Here is an 18350-nt window from a genome sequence, read left to right as displayed (position 1 = left end):
GCGGTCGACTCCTCGGGTTCAACGGTGCTGTCGTGACTCTAGTGACGGTGCGTCGGGCAGGGCGGTTTACCGCCGGACGAGTACGACGAGTTCCGCGTCGTACCGCGCGGTCCAGGCGAACGGCAGTCCGTAGTGCAGCAGATGGGCTCCGCTGTACTCGGCCGCGCCCCGCCGGTCCGTGTAGCGGGCGGCCGGGTCGAGGCCGCGCAGCCGGAGCCGGGCGGGGCGTCCCGGGACGAGCGGCGCCCCGTCGAGGCGGCCGGTGTTCCAGGCGGTGACGGCGATGCGGGCGCCGCCCTCCTCCTCGTACTGGACGCCGCAGGTGGCGTCGGCCGGGGAGCCCAGCAGCCGGATCTCGCCGTGGTGCAGGAGGTCGCGGATCTCCTTGTAACGGCTCACCCAGCCGGCCGCCTCCGTCCGCTGCGCGGCGGACCAGGTGCGGATGTCGGCGCCGATGCCCAGCACCCCGGACATCGCCAGGACGAAGCGGAAGCCGAGCGAGCGGGGGCGCGGGTCGAAGACGCCGGGCGCGTCGGTGACCCAGGAGCTCATGGTGTGCGGGGCGTGCGCGTGCAGGTAGCCGTACTGGATGGCGAGCCGGTCCAGCGGGGCGGTGTTGTCGCTGGGCCACATCACGTCGGTACGGGCCAGGGTGGCGTGCTCGACGCGGCCGCCGCCCCCGGCGCAGCCCTCGACGGTGACGTGCGGGTGGTGCGCGCGCAGGTGGTCCAGGACCCGCAGGTACCCGGCGACGTGCTCGGCGTCCAGGTCCTGCTCCCCGAGCGGTGCGCCGCCGGGCCGCCCGCGTTCGGTGGGCGGGCGGTTCATGTCCCACTTGAGGTAGCTGATGGCGTGGTCGCCGAGCAGCCGGTCGAGGGTGGCGATCACGAAGTCCTGGACGTCCTCGCGGCCGAGGTCGAGGAGCAGCTGTTCGCGCACCAGCGTGGCGGGGCGGCCGTCGATCCGGTAGACCCACTCGGGGTGCTCGGCGTAGAGCTGGGACGCCGGGCTGACCGCCTCGGGTTCGACCCAGAGGCCGAAGTCCATTCCGGTGGCGCGGATCTCGGCGATGAAGGCGTCGAAGCCGTCCGGGAAGTTCGCCGGGTCCGGGTGCCAGTCGCCGAGTCCGCCGGTCTCCCCGTGCCGTCCGGTGAACCAGCCGTCGTCCACGACGAAGAGTTCGGCGCCCATGTCCGCCGCGATCCTGGCGAGTTCGAGCTGGGCGGACGCCTCGACGTCGAAGCCGGTCGCCTCCCAGGAGTTGTAGAGGACCTTGCGGATGCGGTCCATCCGGTCGCCGCTCAGCAGGCGCTCGTAGCGGTGCCAGACCCGGGCCAGGCCGTCCAGTCCCCCGGGGCTGAAGGCGCAGGCCAGCCGGGGGGTGGTGAGGGTGGCTCCGGGGGCGAGCCGGACGGCGCCCTCGTGGGGCACCCGGCCGGCCGCGATCCGTACCGCGCCGCCGGGTTCGGCGTCGGCGGTCAGGTGCCAGTTGCCGGACCACTCCAGGGCGACACCGTACGTCGGGGTGTCGTTCCCGTCCGGCGCCGCGGCGTCCTGGACGGCGAGCCAGGGTGCGTAGGCGTGGCCCGCGACACCCTGGGTGGAGGCCATCTCGTAGCGGCCCCGGGTGAGTTCGTGCTGGGTGCGGGTGAACTCCTGGGACCACTGCCCGGTGAGGGAGGTGAGCCGGGCGCCGCCCGTGACGGGCACGTTGACGGCCGCCGAGTCGACGCGTTCCAGCCGCAGTTCGTCCTGACCGGTGCAGGTCAGCTCGGTCCAGCGCAGGATCACGTCGGTGCCGGGCACGGTCTCGTAGCACAGGACGGCGCGCAGCCCCTGGAGCTCGTCGGTGAAGGCGAGGCGCAGCGCCCGGTCGCCGTCGGCGGTGGCGGAGTCGAAGGTCCACCAGGTGCCGCGGTCCTGTCCGGCGCGCCGGACGACGAGTTCCGCGCCGGTGAAGGGGCGCATGCCGTACGGGAGGTATTCGGCGGGGGCGGCGTCGGCGGGGGTGAGGAAGTGGGTGCGCAGCGGTCGCTCGAAGGGCGATTCGCCGGTCTCGACGCCGTGCGGGCCCCAGGCGGTGAGTTCGGCCCAGCGGCCGTCGCCGGCGAGCCGTACCGCGTAGGTGGTGTGCTCGGTGCGCAGCAGCCACTGGTCGTGCGGGGTCACTTCACTGCTCCCAGGTTGAGGCCGGCCACGAAGTGGCGCTGGAACTTGAGGAAGACGATGACGGTCGGGGCCGCCGCGATGACGGAGCCGGCCGCGATGACGTTCCACATGGAGACGTACTGGCCCTGGAGTCCGATGAGGGACGCGGTGATGGGCATCTGGGTGTCGGTGCGCAGCACGGTGATGGCCCACAGCAGGTCGTTGAAGATCCAGGTGAACGACAGGGCGCTGAGCGCGGCCATGGCGGGCTTGGCGAGCGGCAGGATGATGCGGGTGTAGATCTGCCAGGGCCCGGCGCCGTCGATGACCGCGGCCTGCTGGATCTCCGGCGGGATGGACCGCATGAAGCCGTGCAGGACGAAGACGTAGAAGCCGATGCCGAAGCCGACCTGGACGCCGATGAGCGCGTACAGCGAGTCGTACAGGCCCAGCATCTCGCTGAGTTTGGAGACCGGGACCAGCAGGATCTGCGGGGGCAGCAGGTTGCCGCCGAGCATCAGCAGCAGGAGGGTGCGGCGCAGCGGTACGTCGTAGCGGCTGAGCGCGAACGCGGCGGTCGAGGCGAGGAGCAGCGAGAGCAGCACGGTCGGAATGGTGACCAGGAGGCTGTTGACCAGTGCGCGCTGCTGGCCGCCGTCGACCCAGGCCTGGCGGAATCCGTCCAGGGTGAAGGAGTGCGGCAGGCTGCCGACCCCGTGGGCGGCGACGTCATCGAAGGACCGGACGCTGGTGACCAGGACCAGGGCGATGGGCAGCAGCCAGAGCACGGAGAGCAGTCCGGCACTGGCGTGGAAGCCGGCGGTGCCCCAGATCCGGCGCCGTCCGGGGCGGGGGCGCGGGGTGGGGGTGTGGGTGGCGGTCATGCGTCGGCCTCCCGGAAGGCGCGGACGAGGTAGGACGCGATCACGCCGAAGGCGAGTACGAAGATCACGACCGCGAGGGCGGAGCCGTAGCCGAGTCGCAGGGACTGGAAGGCGGTGGAGTACATGTAGGTGCTGAGGAGTTCGGAGGAGTGGTACGGGCCGCCTCGGGTGAGCGCCCACACGACGTCGAAGGAGCGCAGCGAGTCGATGACGATGACCGAGATGACGACCGCGTTGACGCTGCTGAGCTGCGGCAGGGTGATGTGGCGGAACTGCTGCCAGCGGGTGGCGCCGTCGACCTTGGCGGCCTCGTAGAGCACCGGGTCGATGCCCTTGAGCCCGGCCAGGTACAGCACCATCACGTAGCCGATCTGGCGCCACAGGGCGGGCACGATCACGGCGTACAGGGCGGTGTCCTGGTCGGCCAGCCAGGCGTGGGTGAGTCCGGAGAGGCCGACCGCTTCGAGGGTCTTGTTGATCAGCCCGTCGGGCTGGTACATCGCCTGCCAGACCAGTGCGGTGGCGACGAGCGAGAACACCACGGGCAGGAAGAGCGCGGCCCGGTAGAAGCCGACGCCCCGGCGCTCCTGCTGGAGCAGCAGCGCCGCGCCGAGCCCGAGGGCGGCGGAGAGGCCGCCGAAGAGCAGCAGCCAGATGACGGTGTCCAGGGCGGCGGTCCGGAAGACGGCGTCGCCGAACATCTCGCGGAAGTTGCCCAGTCCGATGAACTCAGGGGCGGAGACTCCGTCCCATTTGGTGAAGGCGAGGTAGAAGCCCTGGAGGGCCGGCCAGAACACCCAGAAGGCCTCGGCGAGCAGCGGCACCAGCACGAAGGCCAGGACGATGGGCGGGACCCGGGTCGCCCGCTTGCGGGCCGGGGGCCGGCCCTCGGTCCGCTTCCGGGTCTCCTTCCGGGGCGCGGTCAGTACCGCCATGTCACTGGCTCCAGATCTTCTGCGCGTCCCGCTGCCACGTGGTGAGGATCGAGCCGATCTCCTTGGGCTTGGACAGGAAGTGGGTGAGCGCGGTGTCGGCGGTGGGGGCGAGGGCGTCGCTGGAGTCGCGGTTGAAGAACTGCGTGATGTCCGCGGCGTTCTCGATGAGCTTGCGGCCCTTGACGACCAGCGGGGTCCCGCTGTCCTTGGCGTCGGGGTGGGTGGGCAGCGAGGTGCCGGAGGAGCCCTTGAGGTAGATCTCCTGGGCCTCGGCGGTGGCGAGGTAGCGGAGCATCTCCTTGGTCTCGTCCTTGCGGCCGGTCCGGGCGCTGGCGAAGTAGCCGTCGGTCGGGGCCTCTTCGGCGAGCGGGACCTTCGGGTCGATGACGGGGAACCGGAAGAAGTCGATGTCGTCGAGCTGGTCCTTGGGCGCGGCGTCCGCGAAGAAGGTGCCGATGAGCATCATTCCGGTGCGGCCCTGGAGCAGCGCGGTGGTGGCGTCCTGGAAGGGCAGCGCGGTGGAGTTGGGGTCGAAGAAGGGCAGGGCCTCGTTCCACCGGTCGAAGACCTTGCGGACCTCGGGGTCGTCGAAGCGGTGCTTTCCGGCGAGCAGGTCGCGGTGGTACTTCGCGCCGTTGATCCGGATGTTGAGGTAGTCGAACCAGGAGGAGGCGACCCAGGGGGTGCCGCCGCCGGCGCCGAGGCCGATCGGGGCGACGCCCTTGCTCTGGAGCTTGTCGCACAGGTCGAGGAACTCGTCCCAGGTCTTGGGCTCCTTGACGCCCCACTTGGCGAAGTTGGACTTCCGGTAGAAGACGCCCCACCAGTAGTAGGTGGTGGGTACGAAGACCTTCTTGCCGGCCGAGTCGGTGCAGAGTTTCTTCAGCGCGTCGGAGTATCCGGCGAGTTCGGGCTTGGCCCAGAGGTCGCTGACGTCGAGCAGCAGGTTCTTCTTGGCGTACGACTCCGCCACCGAGCCGGGGTACCAGGTGTAGAGGTCCGGCGGGGTGGCCGAGGTGAGGTAGGTCGGCAGCTGGGTGCGGAAGGTCTCCGAGGCGACGGTGTTCAGCGAACCCTTCGCACCGCCGCGCTTGTTGAAGGCGTTGACGACCTCCTGCATCGCGGACTTGGCCTGGGGTGCGGAGAGGTTGGACTGGAGGGTGACCGCACCACCCGAGCTCCCCTTCCCGCCACTGGACGACGAGGCGACGCAACCGCTCGCCAACGCGGTGGCGCCGACGGCCGCGGCACCGGCGAGGAAGGTACGGCGGCTCTGTGCTGAGGTGTTCATGGGACTCCCTATGCGCCCACGGAACGGGGCCCGGCCCTCTGACGGCCGGGCCCTCGTTCGGCTGATACAGAGTGACGGTGCGAGTGATCCACCGTCAAGATTAATTACTAATTTATTTTTTATTAGGCCTGACGGATGACCCCGGCCACCCCGCGGAAGGCGGTCAGGACTGTCCCGCCGGGCCCGGCCACGGCGGCGATCTCACCGTCGAAGGAGCCGCTGGGGAAGCTCTTCTCCCGGGACCAGTCGCCCCAGCTCCCGGCCGTGAGGGTGCGCTGCCACAGGGTGTAGTCACCGGCGCGGACGTAGAGCCGCAGCTGTCCCCCGGTGGCGACGAGCGTGGGACTGCCGCTCACCGTGCCGCCCAGCGAGGACCAGTCCGACCAGCCCCCGGAGGCGTCCCGGACCCGCAGGCGCACGGAGTCGTCGGCGGCGCGCACCACGAGCCGGGTGCGGCCGGCCGCGTCGGTGACCGCGGAGGGCCGCCCGTACAGCCCGACGCCGTCCGGCCCCTGGAGGGTGCTCCAGCCGGTCCGCTCGCCGCGCGTGTGGATCCGGCCGTCCGTGCCCCGGGCGTAGAGGGTCCAGTGACCCGAACGGTCGTACGCGGCGGCCGGACCGTCCGCGAGCGCGCCGCCGAGCTTCTGCCAGCGGCCCCAGCGGCCGCCGCTGTACGAGATCCGGTAGGCCGCGTCATCGGTGCCCCGGGCGAACACGTCGATCCGGCCGGGCCCGGCCGCGTAGGCGGCGGGCTCCCCGGCGATCCGGCCGCGCGTCGGCCCGCCGAGGTCCGTGGCCCGCCCGCTCCAGTGGCCGTCGCGCCCTTCGCGCTGCTGGAGCGAGCCGTCGGCGCCCCGGGTGAAGACGCTCAGCCGGCCGCCGTCGCGCACCAGCGCGGGGCTCGCCTCCGAGCGGGTGGACAGCGAGGTGCCCGGCGCCTCGTCCCGGCCGCCGAGACCGAGGAAGGCGGTGCCGTGCGCCGGCACCTTCACGGTGTACGAACCGGAGTGCGTGCCCGCGCCCTTCCTGGCCCGCAGGTCCCGCACGGTGACCGGGCCCGACAGCCCGGCGTCGGCGAAGTCCACCGTGCGCTCGGCGGCCTGTTCGGAGCGGTTGAGGAGGACCACGGCCCGCTTGCCGGAGCCCTTGAGGACCTTGCTGTAGACGTCCCCGGTGGCGTCGGAGGCGACGCGCACGCCCTGGATCGCCAGGGGGTCCTGGTCGACCGCGAGGATCTCCGGGTTGCGCAGGGTGTCGATCATCCGCTTCGGCAGGGTGCGCGGGTCGGAGCCGATGACCAGCGGCGAGCCCATCTCGGCCCACAGCACCAGCTGGCTGGTGGACTCCTCCTCGGTCAGCTCCAGCGAGCCGTCATCGAGCTTGCGCATCGGGATGAGGTAGTCGGGGTCGTTGTAGCGCCCCGGCGCCTGCGCCTCCGGGTGCCCGGCGTTGGCGTCCGCGCTGCGCAGGATGTTGGGCCACTGGCCCGCGGTGGGGGTGCCCCAGGCGATGTCGGTGCCGGTGCGCCAGGAGTCGCCGGTCGTCGGGCCGTACACATAGGCGTTGTGGGCGTCCTGGGCCGGCGTGTGCGGCACCCCCCAGTCGTCGGTCAGCGGGTTGCAGAGGTTGAGCAGCATCCGCCGGCCGGACTTCGCGACGGCGTCGCTGAACTCCTTGAACGCGGGTCCCGGATCGATCTTCTCGGTGATCCCGCAGAGGAAGTCGACCTTGATCGCGTCGACCTTCCAGCCGGCGAACTGCCGGGCGTCCTGCTGGTAGTGGCCGCGGCTGCCGAGGCCACAGGTCTTGCCGCCGTCGTAGGTCCCCGCGTCGGTGTAGATGCCCGCGCGCAGCCCGCGCCCGTGCAGGTAGTCCACCAGGGCGGGGATGCCGGAGGGGAACCGGTCCGGGTGCGCGACCAGCCGCCCCTGCGCGTCCCTCGGCGTGTCGGCCTGCCAGCCGCCGTCCAGCCAGACGATGTCGTAGCCGCTGCCCTTGAGGCCGCTGCCGACCAGATGGTCCGCGACGTCCTTGACCTGGTCCTCCGTCGGGGCACCGAGCCCGTAGTAGGTGTTCCAGCCCATGTACGGGGTCGGCGCGAGGCCGCTGTCGTAGTACGGCGGAGCGCCCTCGGCGGGCCGCTGTCCGGCGTCCGCGGCCGGGGCCGAGACGGCCACCAGGACGGCGGCGCCCAGCACGGCTGCGGCACGCCGGGCAGGCGTCGTCCTTGCACCTTGCGAAATCAACTGATTCTCCCAGAAGTTGGGGATGTCAGGCGCCCTGCCTCCGGAGATCACGGGGCGGCGCCACGCACAGGACTGTGACGGCTCACCCGACCCCCCGTCAAGATTAATTACTAATTAAGTGAAACTTGGCTCGACAACGGGCGGACACGGAAACGGCGGAGGCCGGTCGGACAGGTGTCCGACCGGCCTCCGCCGCTCTGTCGTTCGGGCCGCATCCGGCCTTGCCGGCCGGCGGCCGCCTCAGGCCTTGCCGGCCGGGCCGCCGATCTGCATGCCGGCCATCCGCGTCCACTCGTACGGACCGGTGCGCACCTTCGCGGCGAACTCGCCGTCGAAGGACTCGTGCAGGGTGATCCCGGACTTCTGGGCGGCGCTCTCCGCGACCGCGTACGAGGGGGCGACCAGATCGCCCCAGCCGCCGTCCTCGCCGACCAGCACGATGCGGGTGCCCATCTGCCCGATGTAGGCGAGCTGCCCCTCGGCGCCGCCGTGGGCCTTCGCGAACGCGCCGATCTGCTTGGCCAGCCGGGCCGCCCTGCGCTCCGCGCGCGCCGCCTGCCTGCCGTCCGCCTGCTTGCCGTCCACCTGCTGGGTCTGCGCCGTCTCTGCCATGGACAGGATGCTACCGACGGGTAAACCAACTGGCGACGGGCGGGGCGCGTGGCGTGGGCCACGCACCCCGCCCGTCGGCGGAAGTCGAAGGGGCGGACTACCTCAGGAAGGGGTCCACCGCGACGGCGACGAACAGCAGCGACACATAGGTGATCGACCAGTGGAACAGCCGCATCTCCTTGAGCTTCGCCCCGGCCATCCCGGCCTTGGCGCGGTTCTGCAGGCCGTGCGCCTCCCAGAGCCAGAAGCCGCCGGTGAGCAGGGCCACGGCCGTGTAGAACCAGCCGGTGTAGCCCAGCGGGGTCAGCAGCAGCGAGACGATGACCATGACCCAGCTGTAGAGCACGATCTGGCGGGCGACCACCCGGTTGGTCGCGACGACCGGAAGCATCGGGACACCGACCCGCGCGTAGTCGTCCTTCACCTTCATGGAGAGCGGCCAGTAGTGCGGCGGCGTCCAGAAGAAGATGACGGCGAACAGGATCACCGCGGCCCAGGACATCGAGTTCGTCACGGCCGACCAGCCGATGAGGACCGGCATACAGCCCGCGATGCCGCCCCAGACGATGTTCTGCGAGGTCCGGCGCTTCAGCAGCATCGTGTACACGACGACGTAGAAGAGCAGGGCCCCGAGCGACAGCGCCGCCGAGAGCCAGTTCACCAGCAGCCCGAACCAGACCGTCGAGATCACCGCGAGGGCGATACCGAAGGCCAGGCACTCGCGCGGGCTCACCATGCCGGTGACCAGCGGTCGCTGCGACGTACGGTCCATCAACGCGTCGATATCGCGGTCGATGTACATGTTCAGTGCATTGGCACCGCCGGCGGACAGGTAGCCGCCGATGGTGGTAGTGAGCACGAGCCACAGGTCGGGTACACCCTGAGCGGCCAGGAACATCACCGGAACAGTGGTGATCAGCAACAGCTCGATGATCCGAGGCTTGGTCAGTGCCACGAATGCCTTGACACGGGCCCCGAATGGGCGATGGCCCCCTGGGCTCGGAGTCAAGGCGACCCCTGCGGGTCGGGACTCGACGGCCGTCACGCACACCCCTGACAGAGAAATCCCAGCAAGCTCCGGGCCTAAGGGCCCGGTGAAGACTTGCGCGAACCAGACCACTGTAGACGTTGGGGACATGCCGTTCTTCGCGGGGGTGGGGTCGTGTTGATGTGGCGTGCGGAGCCGTTGCGGCGGCTACCCGAAGGGGCTCGCTCATCCGGGTGACACGCCGGGATCTCCGGCCGCTCGCCGGACTCGCTCAGGGGTGTTCCGGCGCGCTCTTCGGAGTGCCTCAGGAGTGGGTCGCCGCGCTCATCGGAGAGGCGCATCGGTGAGCCCGCGCGCTCATACGGGAGGCGAATCCGGCGGCCCGCCCGCACCCTGGGATTAGCCGGAAATAGCGGGTGGCGACGGGGGTAGGCTCGACAACGCCCGGTGCGGTCACAGCCACCGGTTTACAACAGTGGAGAGGAGCCCTGACTCAGGGTGAGCACCAAGCCGACCACCACAGACCTCCAGTGGACCGAATTGGACCAGCGGGCCGTGGACACCGTCCGCGTTCTCGCCGCGGACGCCGTACAGAAGGTCGGAAACGGCCACCCGGGTACGGCCATGAGCCTGGCTCCCGCCGCGTACACCCTCTTCCAGAAGGTGATGCGGCACGACCCCGCCGACGCGGAGTGGACCGGCCGCGACCGGTTCGTGCTCTCGGTGGGCCACAGCAGCCTGACCCTCTACATCCAGCTCTACCTGGCCGGCTACGGCCTGGAGCTGGAGGATCTCGAAGCCTTCCGCACCTGGGGCTCGAAGACCCCGGGGCACCCGGAGTACGGCCACACCACGGGCGTCGAGACGACCACCGGCCCGCTGGGCCAGGGTGTCGCCAACGCCGTGGGCATGGCCATGGCCGCCCGCTACGAGCGCGGCCTGTTCGACCCGGACGCCGCCCCCGGCACCTCGCCCTTCGACCACATGATCTGGGCCGTCGCGGGTGACGGCTGCCTCCAGGAGGGCATCTCCGCGGAGGCGTCCTCGCTGGCCGGGCACCAGAAGCTGGGCAACCTGGTCCTCCTGTGGGACGACAACCACATCTCCATCGAGGGCGACACCGAGACCGCGGTCTCCGAGGACACCCTGAAGCGCTACGAGGCGTACGGCTGGCACGTCCAGCGTGTCGCGCAGCTGCCCAGCGGCGACCTGGACCCCGCGGGCCTGTACAAGGCGCTCCAGGCGGCCAAGGCCGAGACCACGCGCCCGTCGTTCATCGCGGCCCGCTCGATCATCGCCTGGCCCGCCCCGAACGCCCAGAACACCGAGGCCGCGCACGGCTCCGCGCTCGGCGCCGACGAGGTCGCCGCGACCAAGACGGTCCTCGGCTTCGACCCGGAGAAGTCCTTCCAGGTCGCCGACGAGGTCATCGCGCACACCCGCGAGGCGCTGGACCGCGGCCGTGAGACCAGGGCCGCGTGGGAGAAGACCTTCGCCGCGTGGCGCACCGCCAACCCGGAGCGCGCCGCCGAGTTCGACCGCATCCGTGCGGGCGAGCTGCCCAAGGGCTGGGAGGACAAGCTCCCGGTCTTCGAGCCCGGCAAGGGCGTCGCCACCCGTGCGGCCTCCGGCAAGGTGCTCCAGGCGCTCGGTGAGATCGTGCCCGAGCTGTGGGGCGGCTCCGCCGACCTCGCGGGCTCGAACAACACCACGATCGACAAGACGTCGTCGTTCCTCCCGGCGGGCAACCCGCTGCCGGGCGCGGACCCGTACGGCCGCACGGTGCACTTCGGCATCCGTGAGCACGCCATGGCGGCCGCCATGAACGGCATCGCGCTGCACGGCAACACCCGCATCTACGGCGGCACCTTCCTGGTGTTCTCCGACTACATGCGCAACGCCGTACGGCTGTCCGCGCTGATGCACGCGCCGGTGACCTACGTGTGGACGCACGACTCGATCGGTCTCGGCGAGGACGGCCCGACCCACCAGCCGGTGGAGCACCTGGCCTCCCTGCGCGCGATCCCGGGCCTGAACGTCGTCCGCCCGGCGGACGCCAACGAGACCTCCATCGCCTGGCGCGAGGTCCTGCGCCGCTACACCAAGGTGTTCGGCAAGGGCGCCCCGCACGGCCTGGCGCTGACCCGTCAGGGCGTGCCGACGTACGAGGCGAACGAGAACGCGGCCAAGGGCGGCTACGTCCTGTTCGACGCCGAGACGTCCGACGGGCAGAGCGCGGCTCCCGAGGTCGTCCTCATCGGCACCGGTTCCGAGGTCCAGCTCGCCGTCGGGGCGCGCGAGGAGCTGCAGGCGGCCGGCGTCCCGACCCGGGTGGTCTCGATGCCGTGTGTCGAGTGGTTCGAGGAGCAGGACCAGGCGTACAAGGACAGCGTCCTGCCGCCCTCCGTGAAGGCGCGTGTCGCCGTCGAGGCGGGCATCGCGCTGACCTGGTACCGGTACGTCGGGGACGCGGGCCGGATCGTCTCGCTGGAGCACTTCGGTGCCTCGGCCGACGCGAAGGTCCTGTTCCGCGAGTTCGGCTTCACCGCCGAGCACGTCGCCGCCGCCGCCCGGGAATCTCTCGCGGCCGCCGCGCGCTGACGCCGTTATACGACTAGTAGGAGATGCATTTCTCATGACAGACGCACTCAAGCGCCTCTCCGACGAGGGCGTGGCGATCTGGCTCGACGACCTCTCGCGCAAGCGGATCACCTCGGGCAACCTGGCCGAGCTGATCGACCAGAGCCACGTCGTGGGTGTCACGACCAACCCGTCGATCTTCCAGAAGGCGATCTCCTCGGGCGACGGTTACGAGCAGCAGCTCACCGACCTCGCGGCCCGCAAGGTGACCGTCGAGGAAGCCCTCCGCATGATCACGACGGCCGACGTCCGCGACGCCGCCGACATCCTGCGCCCGGTCTTCGACGCGACGGACGGCCAGGACGGCCGGGTCTCCATCGAGGTCGACCCGCGCCTGGCGCACAACACCCTGGCGACGGTCGCGGAGGCCAAGCAGCTCGCCTGGCTGGTGGACCGGCCGAACACGCTCATCAAGATCCCGGCCACCAAGGCCGGCCTGCCCGCGATCACCGAGACCATCGGCCGCGGCATCAGCGTCAACGTCACGCTGATCTTCTCGCTGGAGCGCTACCGCGAGGTCATGGACGCCTACCTGGCGGGCCTGGAGAAGGCGAAGGCCGCGGGCCTGGACCTCTCCAAGATCCACTCGGTGGCCTCGTTCTTCGTGTCCCGGGTGGACACCGAGATCGACAAGCGGCTCGACGCGATCGGCAGCGACGCGGCCAAGGCCGCCAAGGGCAAGTCCGCCCTCGCCAACGCGCGCCTGGCCTACGAGGCGTACGAGGAGGTCTTCGCCGGTGAGCGCTGGGCCGCCCTCGACAAGGCGCACGCCAATAAGCAGCGTCCACTGTGGGCCTCGACCGGTGTGAAGGACCCGTCCCTCAAGGACACCCTGTACGTCGACGACCTGGTCGCGCCCAACACGGTCAACACCATGCCGGAGGCGACTCTGGACGCGGTGGCCGACCATGGTGAGATCACCGGCAACACCGTCGCCGGTGGCTACGACCAGGCCCGTGCGGACCTCGGCACGATCAAGGAGCTCGGGGTCAGCTACGACGACGTCGTCCAGATCCTTGAGGACGAGGGCGTCGAGAAGTTCGAGACGGCCTGGACCGACCTGCTCAACTCCACAGAGGCGGAACTCAAGCGCCTCGCCCCTTCGGAGGGCTGACCACTTTGTCTGGTGTTCCCGGAGCCAACCCGCTCCGTGACGCCCAGGACCGACGGCTCCCGCGCATCGCGGGGCCGTCGGGCCTGGTCATCTTTGGCGTCACGGGCGATTTGTCCCGTAAAAAGCTGATGCCCGCCGTCTACGACCTGGCCAATCGCGGCCTGCTGCCGCCGGGCTTCTCGCTCATCGGTTTCGCGCGCCGCGACTGGGAGGACGAGGACTTCGCCCAGGTCGTCCATGACGCCGTCAAGCAGCACGCCCGTACCCCGTTCCGTGAAGAGGTCTGGCAGCAGCTCATCCAGGGGATGCGCTTCGTCCAGGGCAACTTCGACGACGACGACGCCTTCGAGACCCTGAAGGCGACCATCCAGGAGCTCGACAAGGCACAGGGGACCGGCGGCAACTTCGCCTTCTACCTCTCCGTGCCGCCGAAGTTCTTCCCCAAGGTCGTCCAGCAGCTCAAGAAGCACGGGCTGGCCGACCAGAAGGAGGGTTCCTGGCGGCGTGCCGTCATCGAGAAGCCCTTCGGCCACGACCTCAAGAGCGCGCAGGAGCTCAACCAGCTCGTGCACGACGTGTTCCCGCCCAACGAGGTCTTCCGGATCGACCACTACCTCGGCAAGGAGACGGTCCAGAACATCCTGGCGCTGCGGTTCGCCAACACGATGTTCGAGCCGATCTGGAACCGGTCGTACGTGGACCACGTCCAGATCACGATGGCCGAGGACATCGGCATCGGCGGCCGGGCCGGCTACTACGACGGCATCGGTGCCGCCCGTGACGTCATCCAGAACCACCTCCTCCAGCTGCTGGCGCTGACCGCGATGGAGGAGCCCGGCTCCTTCCACCCGAAGGCACTGGTCGCGGAGAAGCTCAAGGTGCTCACGGCCGTCGAGCTGCCGGACGACCTCGGCAAGCACACCGTGCGCGGCCAGTACGCGCACGCGTGGCAGGGCGGCGAGGAAGTCCTCGGCTACCTGGAGGAGGACGGTATCGACCCCAAGTCGAAGACCGACACCTTCGCCGCGATCAAGCTGACGATCAACAACCGCCGCTGGGCGGGCGTGCCGTTCTACCTGCGGACCGGCAAGCGCCTCGGCCGCCGGGTCACCGAGATCGCGATCGTCTTCAAGCGCGCCCCGTACCTGCCCTTCGAGTCCGGGGCCACCGAGGAGCTGGGCAGCAACGCCCTGGTCATCCGGGTGCAGCCGGACGAGGGCGTCACCGTGCGGTTCGGCTCCAAGGTGCCCGGCACCTCGATGGAGGTCCGGGACGTCACGATGGACTTCGCCTACGGCGAGTCCTTCACGGAGTCCAGCCCGGAGGCGTACGAGCGGCTCATCCTCGATGTGCTGCTCGGCGACGCCAACCTCTTCCCCCGCCACCAGGAGGTCGAACTCTCCTGGGACATCCTCGACCCGATCGAGGAGTACTGGGACAAGCACGGCAAGCCCGCGCAGTACCAGTCGGGCACCTGGGGCCCGGCCGAGGCGGACGAGATGCTCGCACGAGACGGACGGAGCTGGCGCCGGCCATGAAGATCGACCTCACGGAAACCACCTCCAGCAAGATCAACCAGGCGCTCGTGTCGGCCCGCCGTGCCATCGGCACCCCGGCGATCGGCATGGTCCTCACCCTGGTCATCGTCACCGACGAGGAGAACGCGTACGACGCCCTCAAGTCGGCGGGCGACGCGTCCCGCGAGCACCCCTCGCGGATCATCGCGGTGATCAAGCGGGTCAGCCGTTCGCCGCGCAGCAGGCGCGACGCCCGGCTGGACGCCGAGGTCCGCGTCGGCTCCGACGCGGGCACCGGCGAGACCGTGGTGCTCCGGCTCCACGGCGAACTGGCCAACCACGCGCAGTCGGTCGTCCTTCCGCTGCTGCTGCCGGACGCGCCCGTCGTGGTCTGGTGGCCGGAGGACGCGCCCTCCGACCCGGCGAAGGACCCGCTGGGCGCACTCGCCCAGCGCCGGATCACGGACACCTACTCGGCGGAGCACCCGATCGACGAACTGGCGGTGCGCGCGAAGTCGTACAACCCCGGTGACACCGATCTGGCCTGGACCCGGATCACGCCCTGGCGTTCGATGCTGGCGGCGGCGCTCGACCAGCAGGCCGTGGACATCGTCTCGGCCTCGGTCGAGGGCGAGTCCGAGAACCCGAGCTGCGAACTGCTGGCCATGTGGCTGGCGGACCGGCTCCAGGTCCCGGTGGAGCGTACGGACTCCGGCGGACCCGGTCTGACGGCCGTCCGGATGGTGACGAAGACCGGCACGATCGTGCTGGACCGGGCCGACGGTTCGCTCGCCACCCTCTCCATGGTGGGGCAGCCGGACCGCGCGGTGGCGCTCAAGCGCCGGGAGACCGCGGAGCTGCTGGCCGAGGAGCTGCGCAGGCTCGACCCGGACAACACCTACGAGTCCGCCGTGAAGTTCGGTGTGGAACGGCTCGGGGAGGCGGCGGCGCCCAAGGCCGCCGCCGTGAAGCCGGACGCCTCGTCGCCCGCTCCGGCGGCGAAGAAGACGGCGGCCGCGAAGAAGGCGGCGTCCAAGTGACCGTCGTCCCCCAGCTCGTCGTGCACCGCGACAAGGAGCTGATGGCGCAGGCCGCGGCGGCCCGGCTGATCACGAAGATCGTGGACGCCCAGGCCGCACGCGGTCACGCCTCCGTGGTGCTGACCGGCGGGCGCAACGGCAACGGCCTGCTGGCCGCGCTCGCCGGGGCGCCCGCCCGGGACGCGGTCGACTGGTCGCGGCTCGACCTGTGGTGGGGCGACGAGCGGTTCCTGCCGGAGGGCGATCCGGAACGCAACGTCACGCAGGCCCGCGAGGCGCTGCTGGACTCGGTGCCGCTGGACCCGTCCCGGGTGCACGCGATGCCCGCGTCGGACGGTCCGCACGGCGGGGACGTCGAGGCCGCGGCGGCCGCGTACGCCGCCGAGCTGGCCGCGGCGGCCGGTCCGGAGGACCACGGTCCGGTGCCGGTGTTCGACGTGCTGATGCTGGGCGTCGGCCCGGACACGCATGTCGCCTCGCTCTTCCCTGAGCTGCCCGCGGTACGGGAGACCGAGCGCACCGTCGTCGGTGTGCACGGGGCGCCCAAGCCGCCGCCCGTCCGGGTCACGCTCACGCTGCCCGCCATCCGGGCGGCCCACGAGGTGTGGCTGCTCGCGGCGGGCGAGGACAAGGCGGAGGCCGCGGCCATCGCCCTGTCCGGCGCCGGAGAGATCCAGGCACCGGCGGCGGGCGCGTACGGCCGCGGCCGCACCCTGTGGCTGCTGGACGCGGCGGCGGCCTCCCAGCTGCCACGCGCCCTCTACCCCCCGGCCTCCGCCTGAGCGGTACCCGGTGGCACGACACGGCATGGGCCCGGCCCGCTCCTCGGAGCGGGCCGGGCCCATGCCGTGCGGGGGCGGGGGGCTCACTCCCCCGCCGGGACCCGCTCCAGGAAGGGCTCCAGCAGTCCCTGGACCGCCTCGGACGCGAACTCCAGGCCCTCGGCCCCGTCCGCGTCGCGCACCGTGTACGCGCCCGCTCCGGCGGCCGTCGTGGCGGTGATGTTCAGCAGGCTGGACCGCCGCTGGAAGTAGGACTGGCGCACCGTCCAGCCGATCACCCCGGTCCGTTCCAGCGCCGCGGTGGAGCGGCGCAGGGTGCCCGAGCGGGTGACCAGGTACGCGCCGCTGAGCGTGTGCCCCAGCGAGCGGTAGGCGTCCCGGGCCAGCAGCACCCCGACGGGCAGTCCCACGGCCGCGCAGCCGAACGCGATCCAGAGCAGCACGGGTGTCAGCAGGGCACCGAGGAGCGCGAGGAGGAGGACCGGGGCGAGGACCGTCCACAGCGCCCGGCGCAGCCGCCGGCCGCGGGCGGCGGCCGGGTGCGCGGTCAGCGGGGCCCCGGTGGGGGACGCGGTCTCGCGGAGCACGGCGGCGGCGACCAGGTCCGCCACCGGACGCGGCGCGGGGGGCAGCAGGGTGCTGAGGTCGCCCTGCTCCTCCTCGTCGTCCTTGGCCAGTCCGGTGGTGATGGCGTCGACCCGGGCGGCGCCCATCAGCCGGACGCCGAGCGGCTCGACGAGGTCGATGCCCCGCAGCCGGCGCTCCTCGATGGAGACGGACCGGGTGGTGAGGAGTCCGCGCCGGACGCGCAGGGTGCCGCCCGGTTCGCGCTCCAGGCTGTAGTTCCACCACAGCTGCGCCCAGCGGCCCAGCGCGCCGACGCCCCCGACGAGTACCCCGGCGACGACGAGCAGCACGATCACCGAGAGCAGCGAGGTGTCCCGGTAGCGGTCACCGACCCAGTCGATCACCTGGCCCTGTGCCCCGAACCAGTCGCTGACCTGCATCACCGCCCCGGCCGCCGCGCAGCCGAGCGCGGGCGCGACGAAGGAGACCGGTGCGTAGCGGATCCAGCGCGGGTCGAGGGAGACCAGCTCGCCCTCGCGGTGGCCGCCCGGGGTGGCGGTGAGGCCCCGCTCCAGGAGTGCGCGGCGCAGCCGTTCGCCCTCGGCGCGCGGGACCGGGTCGAGCTCCAGGGTGGACTCCCCGTCGGTGTGCTCGCCGGTGCCGATCCGGACGGTGACGAGGCCGAGTACGCGCTGGAGGAGATGGGCGCTGAGGTCGACGCTCCGGATGCGTGTCCGGGCCAGGGAGCGCTTCTTGACCAGCAGCAGGCCGGTGTGGAGTTCGACGCGGTCGGCGCCGACGCGGTACCGGGTGCGGCGCCACCTGATGTAGTCGGTGCCGGCGCCGAAGGCGGTCAGGAGGGCGATGCCCGTCAGCACCCAGGCGATGGCGGGGCCGTAGCCGAGGCGGCCGGAGAGCCCCAGCGCGGTCGGTACGGCGGCACCGGCCGCCACGCCCGCGGTGACGAGGGCGGCGAGCAGGACCGTACGCCGGTCCAGCCGCCGCCACTCGGCGGGCGCGGGGCCGGCGGTGCCGGGTGTCTCTGCCGTGTCCGCCGTCTCCGCCGTGTCCGCGGTGCTCATGTGGCGTCCCCGGGGGTGTCCTGGGTGATCCGGGTCAGCCGTTCCGCGAGTTCGGCGGCCAGCTCGTGGTCGAGGCCCCCGATCCGGACGGCGCCCTTGGCCGAGGCGGTGGTGACGGTGACCGTGGCGAGCCGGTAGAGCTGTTCGAGCGGCCCGCGCACCGTGTCCACGGTCTGGATCCGGGACATCGGCGCGATCCGCCACTCCTGCCACAGCGCCCCCGTGCGGACGTACACCGCCTCGTCGGTGACCTCCCAGCGGTGGGTGCGGAACCACCAGAGGGGGAGCAGGACGGCGCAGCCGGCGCCGAGGACCGCCAGGACCGCGGCGCAGAGCAGCAGCCAGGACCGGGCGGACGTGAGGAACACGCCCAGCACGGCCAGGACCACCACCGGACCGGCGGTCAGCAGCAGCCACCGGGCCCGCCACCAGCCCACCGCCCGCGGGTCCAGCGTGTGGGCCGGCGGCCGCAGCCGTACCGTCCCCTCCCCCCTGGGCACGGGC

General features: G+C 71.4%; 14 protein-coding genes. 5 read left to right on the top strand and 9 right to left on the bottom strand.

Features of this window, described 5'->3' with window-relative positions; all coding sequences use genetic code 11:
* Window positions 1–66: 66 nt before the first annotated feature.
* The 7 genes from ACIP89_RS06045 to ACIP89_RS06015 all read right to left on the bottom strand — a co-directional run bounded on the left by ACIP89_RS06045 (window position 67) and on the right by ACIP89_RS06015 (window position 9167).
* Window positions 67–2169, bottom strand: coding sequence for an alpha-galactosidase (locus tag ACIP89_RS06045; RefSeq protein WP_402113276.1), 2103 nt, complete (start codon window positions 2167–2169; stop codon window positions 67–69).
* Window positions 2166–3032 (bottom strand): carbohydrate ABC transporter permease, encoded by an 867-nt coding sequence (locus ACIP89_RS06040; RefSeq protein ID WP_401923281.1) that lies wholly within the window; start codon window positions 3030–3032, stop codon window positions 2166–2168. The genes ACIP89_RS06045 and ACIP89_RS06040 overlap by 4 nt, the downstream gene beginning before the upstream one ends.
* A complete protein-coding gene (locus ACIP89_RS06035; RefSeq protein WP_371773860.1) occupies window positions 3029–3967 on the bottom strand; it encodes a carbohydrate ABC transporter permease in 939 nt (312 codons plus the stop codon). Before ACIP89_RS06035 ends, ACIP89_RS06040 begins: the two co-directional genes overlap by 4 nt.
* Before the next feature lies 1 nt (window position 3968).
* Window positions 3969–5258, bottom strand: coding sequence for an ABC transporter substrate-binding protein (locus ACIP89_RS06030; protein ID WP_402113273.1), 1290 nt, complete (start codon window positions 5256–5258; stop codon window positions 3969–3971).
* Window positions 5259–5380: 122 nt separating this feature from the next.
* Window positions 5381–7504, bottom strand: a complete 2124-nt coding sequence (locus ACIP89_RS06025; protein ID WP_402113270.1) for a glycoside hydrolase family 27 protein — start codon at window positions 7502–7504, stop codon at window positions 5381–5383.
* Between the two features lie 240 nt (window positions 7505–7744).
* Window positions 7745–8116, bottom strand: coding sequence for a hypothetical protein (locus ACIP89_RS06020; protein WP_401923274.1), 372 nt, complete (start codon window positions 8114–8116; stop codon window positions 7745–7747).
* Between the two features lie 97 nt (window positions 8117–8213).
* Window positions 8214–9167 carry a heme o synthase gene (locus ACIP89_RS06015; RefSeq protein ID WP_401923272.1) on the bottom strand — a complete coding sequence of 318 codons (954 nt, stop codon included), beginning with the start codon at window positions 9165–9167 and terminating at the stop codon, window positions 8214–8216.
* 435 nt (window positions 9168–9602) lie between these two features.
* On the opposite strand from ACIP89_RS06015, the gene tkt reads away from it, so the two are divergent.
* Genes tkt through pgl form a run of 5 tightly spaced genes read left to right on the top strand, consistent with a single transcriptional unit; the run spans window position 9603 to window position 16197 of the window.
* Window positions 9603–11705 (top strand): transketolase, encoded by a 2103-nt coding sequence (tkt, locus tag ACIP89_RS06010; protein WP_401925704.1) that lies wholly within the window; start codon window positions 9603–9605, stop codon window positions 11703–11705.
* Window positions 11706–11739: 34 nt separating this feature from the next.
* Window positions 11740–12858 carry a transaldolase gene (gene tal, locus ACIP89_RS06005; protein WP_401923268.1) on the top strand — a complete coding sequence of 373 codons (1119 nt, stop codon included), beginning with the start codon at window positions 11740–11742 and terminating at the stop codon, window positions 12856–12858.
* Between the two features lie 5 nt (window positions 12859–12863).
* On the top strand, window positions 12864–14396 hold the full coding sequence (gene zwf / locus ACIP89_RS06000; RefSeq protein WP_401923265.1) for a glucose-6-phosphate dehydrogenase: 1533 nt from the start codon (window positions 12864–12866) through the stop codon (window positions 14394–14396).
* Complete coding sequence (gene opcA / locus ACIP89_RS05995; RefSeq protein WP_402113267.1) at window positions 14393–15415, top strand: glucose-6-phosphate dehydrogenase assembly protein OpcA; 1023 nt, start codon at window positions 14393–14395, stop codon at window positions 15413–15415. The genes zwf and opcA overlap by 4 nt, the downstream gene beginning before the upstream one ends.
* Entirely contained in the window at window positions 15412–16197 is a 786-nt protein-coding gene (gene pgl / locus ACIP89_RS05990) for a 6-phosphogluconolactonase (RefSeq protein WP_401923260.1), read from the top strand. Before opcA ends, pgl begins: the two co-directional genes overlap by 4 nt.
* A gap of 83 nt (window positions 16198–16280) precedes the next feature.
* Here the strand turns inward: pgl and ACIP89_RS05985 are convergent, their stop codons facing one another.
* Window positions 16281–17846: a PH domain-containing protein gene (locus ACIP89_RS05985; protein ID WP_402113264.1), complete on the bottom strand. Its 1566-nt coding sequence runs from the start codon at window positions 17844–17846 to the stop codon at window positions 16281–16283.
* Window positions 17843–18346 carry a PH domain-containing protein gene (locus ACIP89_RS05980; protein ID WP_402113261.1) on the bottom strand — a complete coding sequence of 168 codons (504 nt, stop codon included), beginning with the start codon at window positions 18344–18346 and terminating at the stop codon, window positions 17843–17845. Before ACIP89_RS05980 ends, ACIP89_RS05985 begins: the two co-directional genes overlap by 4 nt.
* Window positions 18347–18350 lie beyond the last annotated feature (4 nt).

Source organism: Streptomyces sp. NPDC088730 (assembly GCF_044751215.1).
GTDB lineage: Bacteria > Actinomycetota > Actinomycetes > Streptomycetales > Streptomycetaceae > Streptomyces.
The sequence above is the reverse complement of the archived record's forward strand: the minus strand, read 5'-3'. Positions and strand labels throughout refer to the sequence as shown.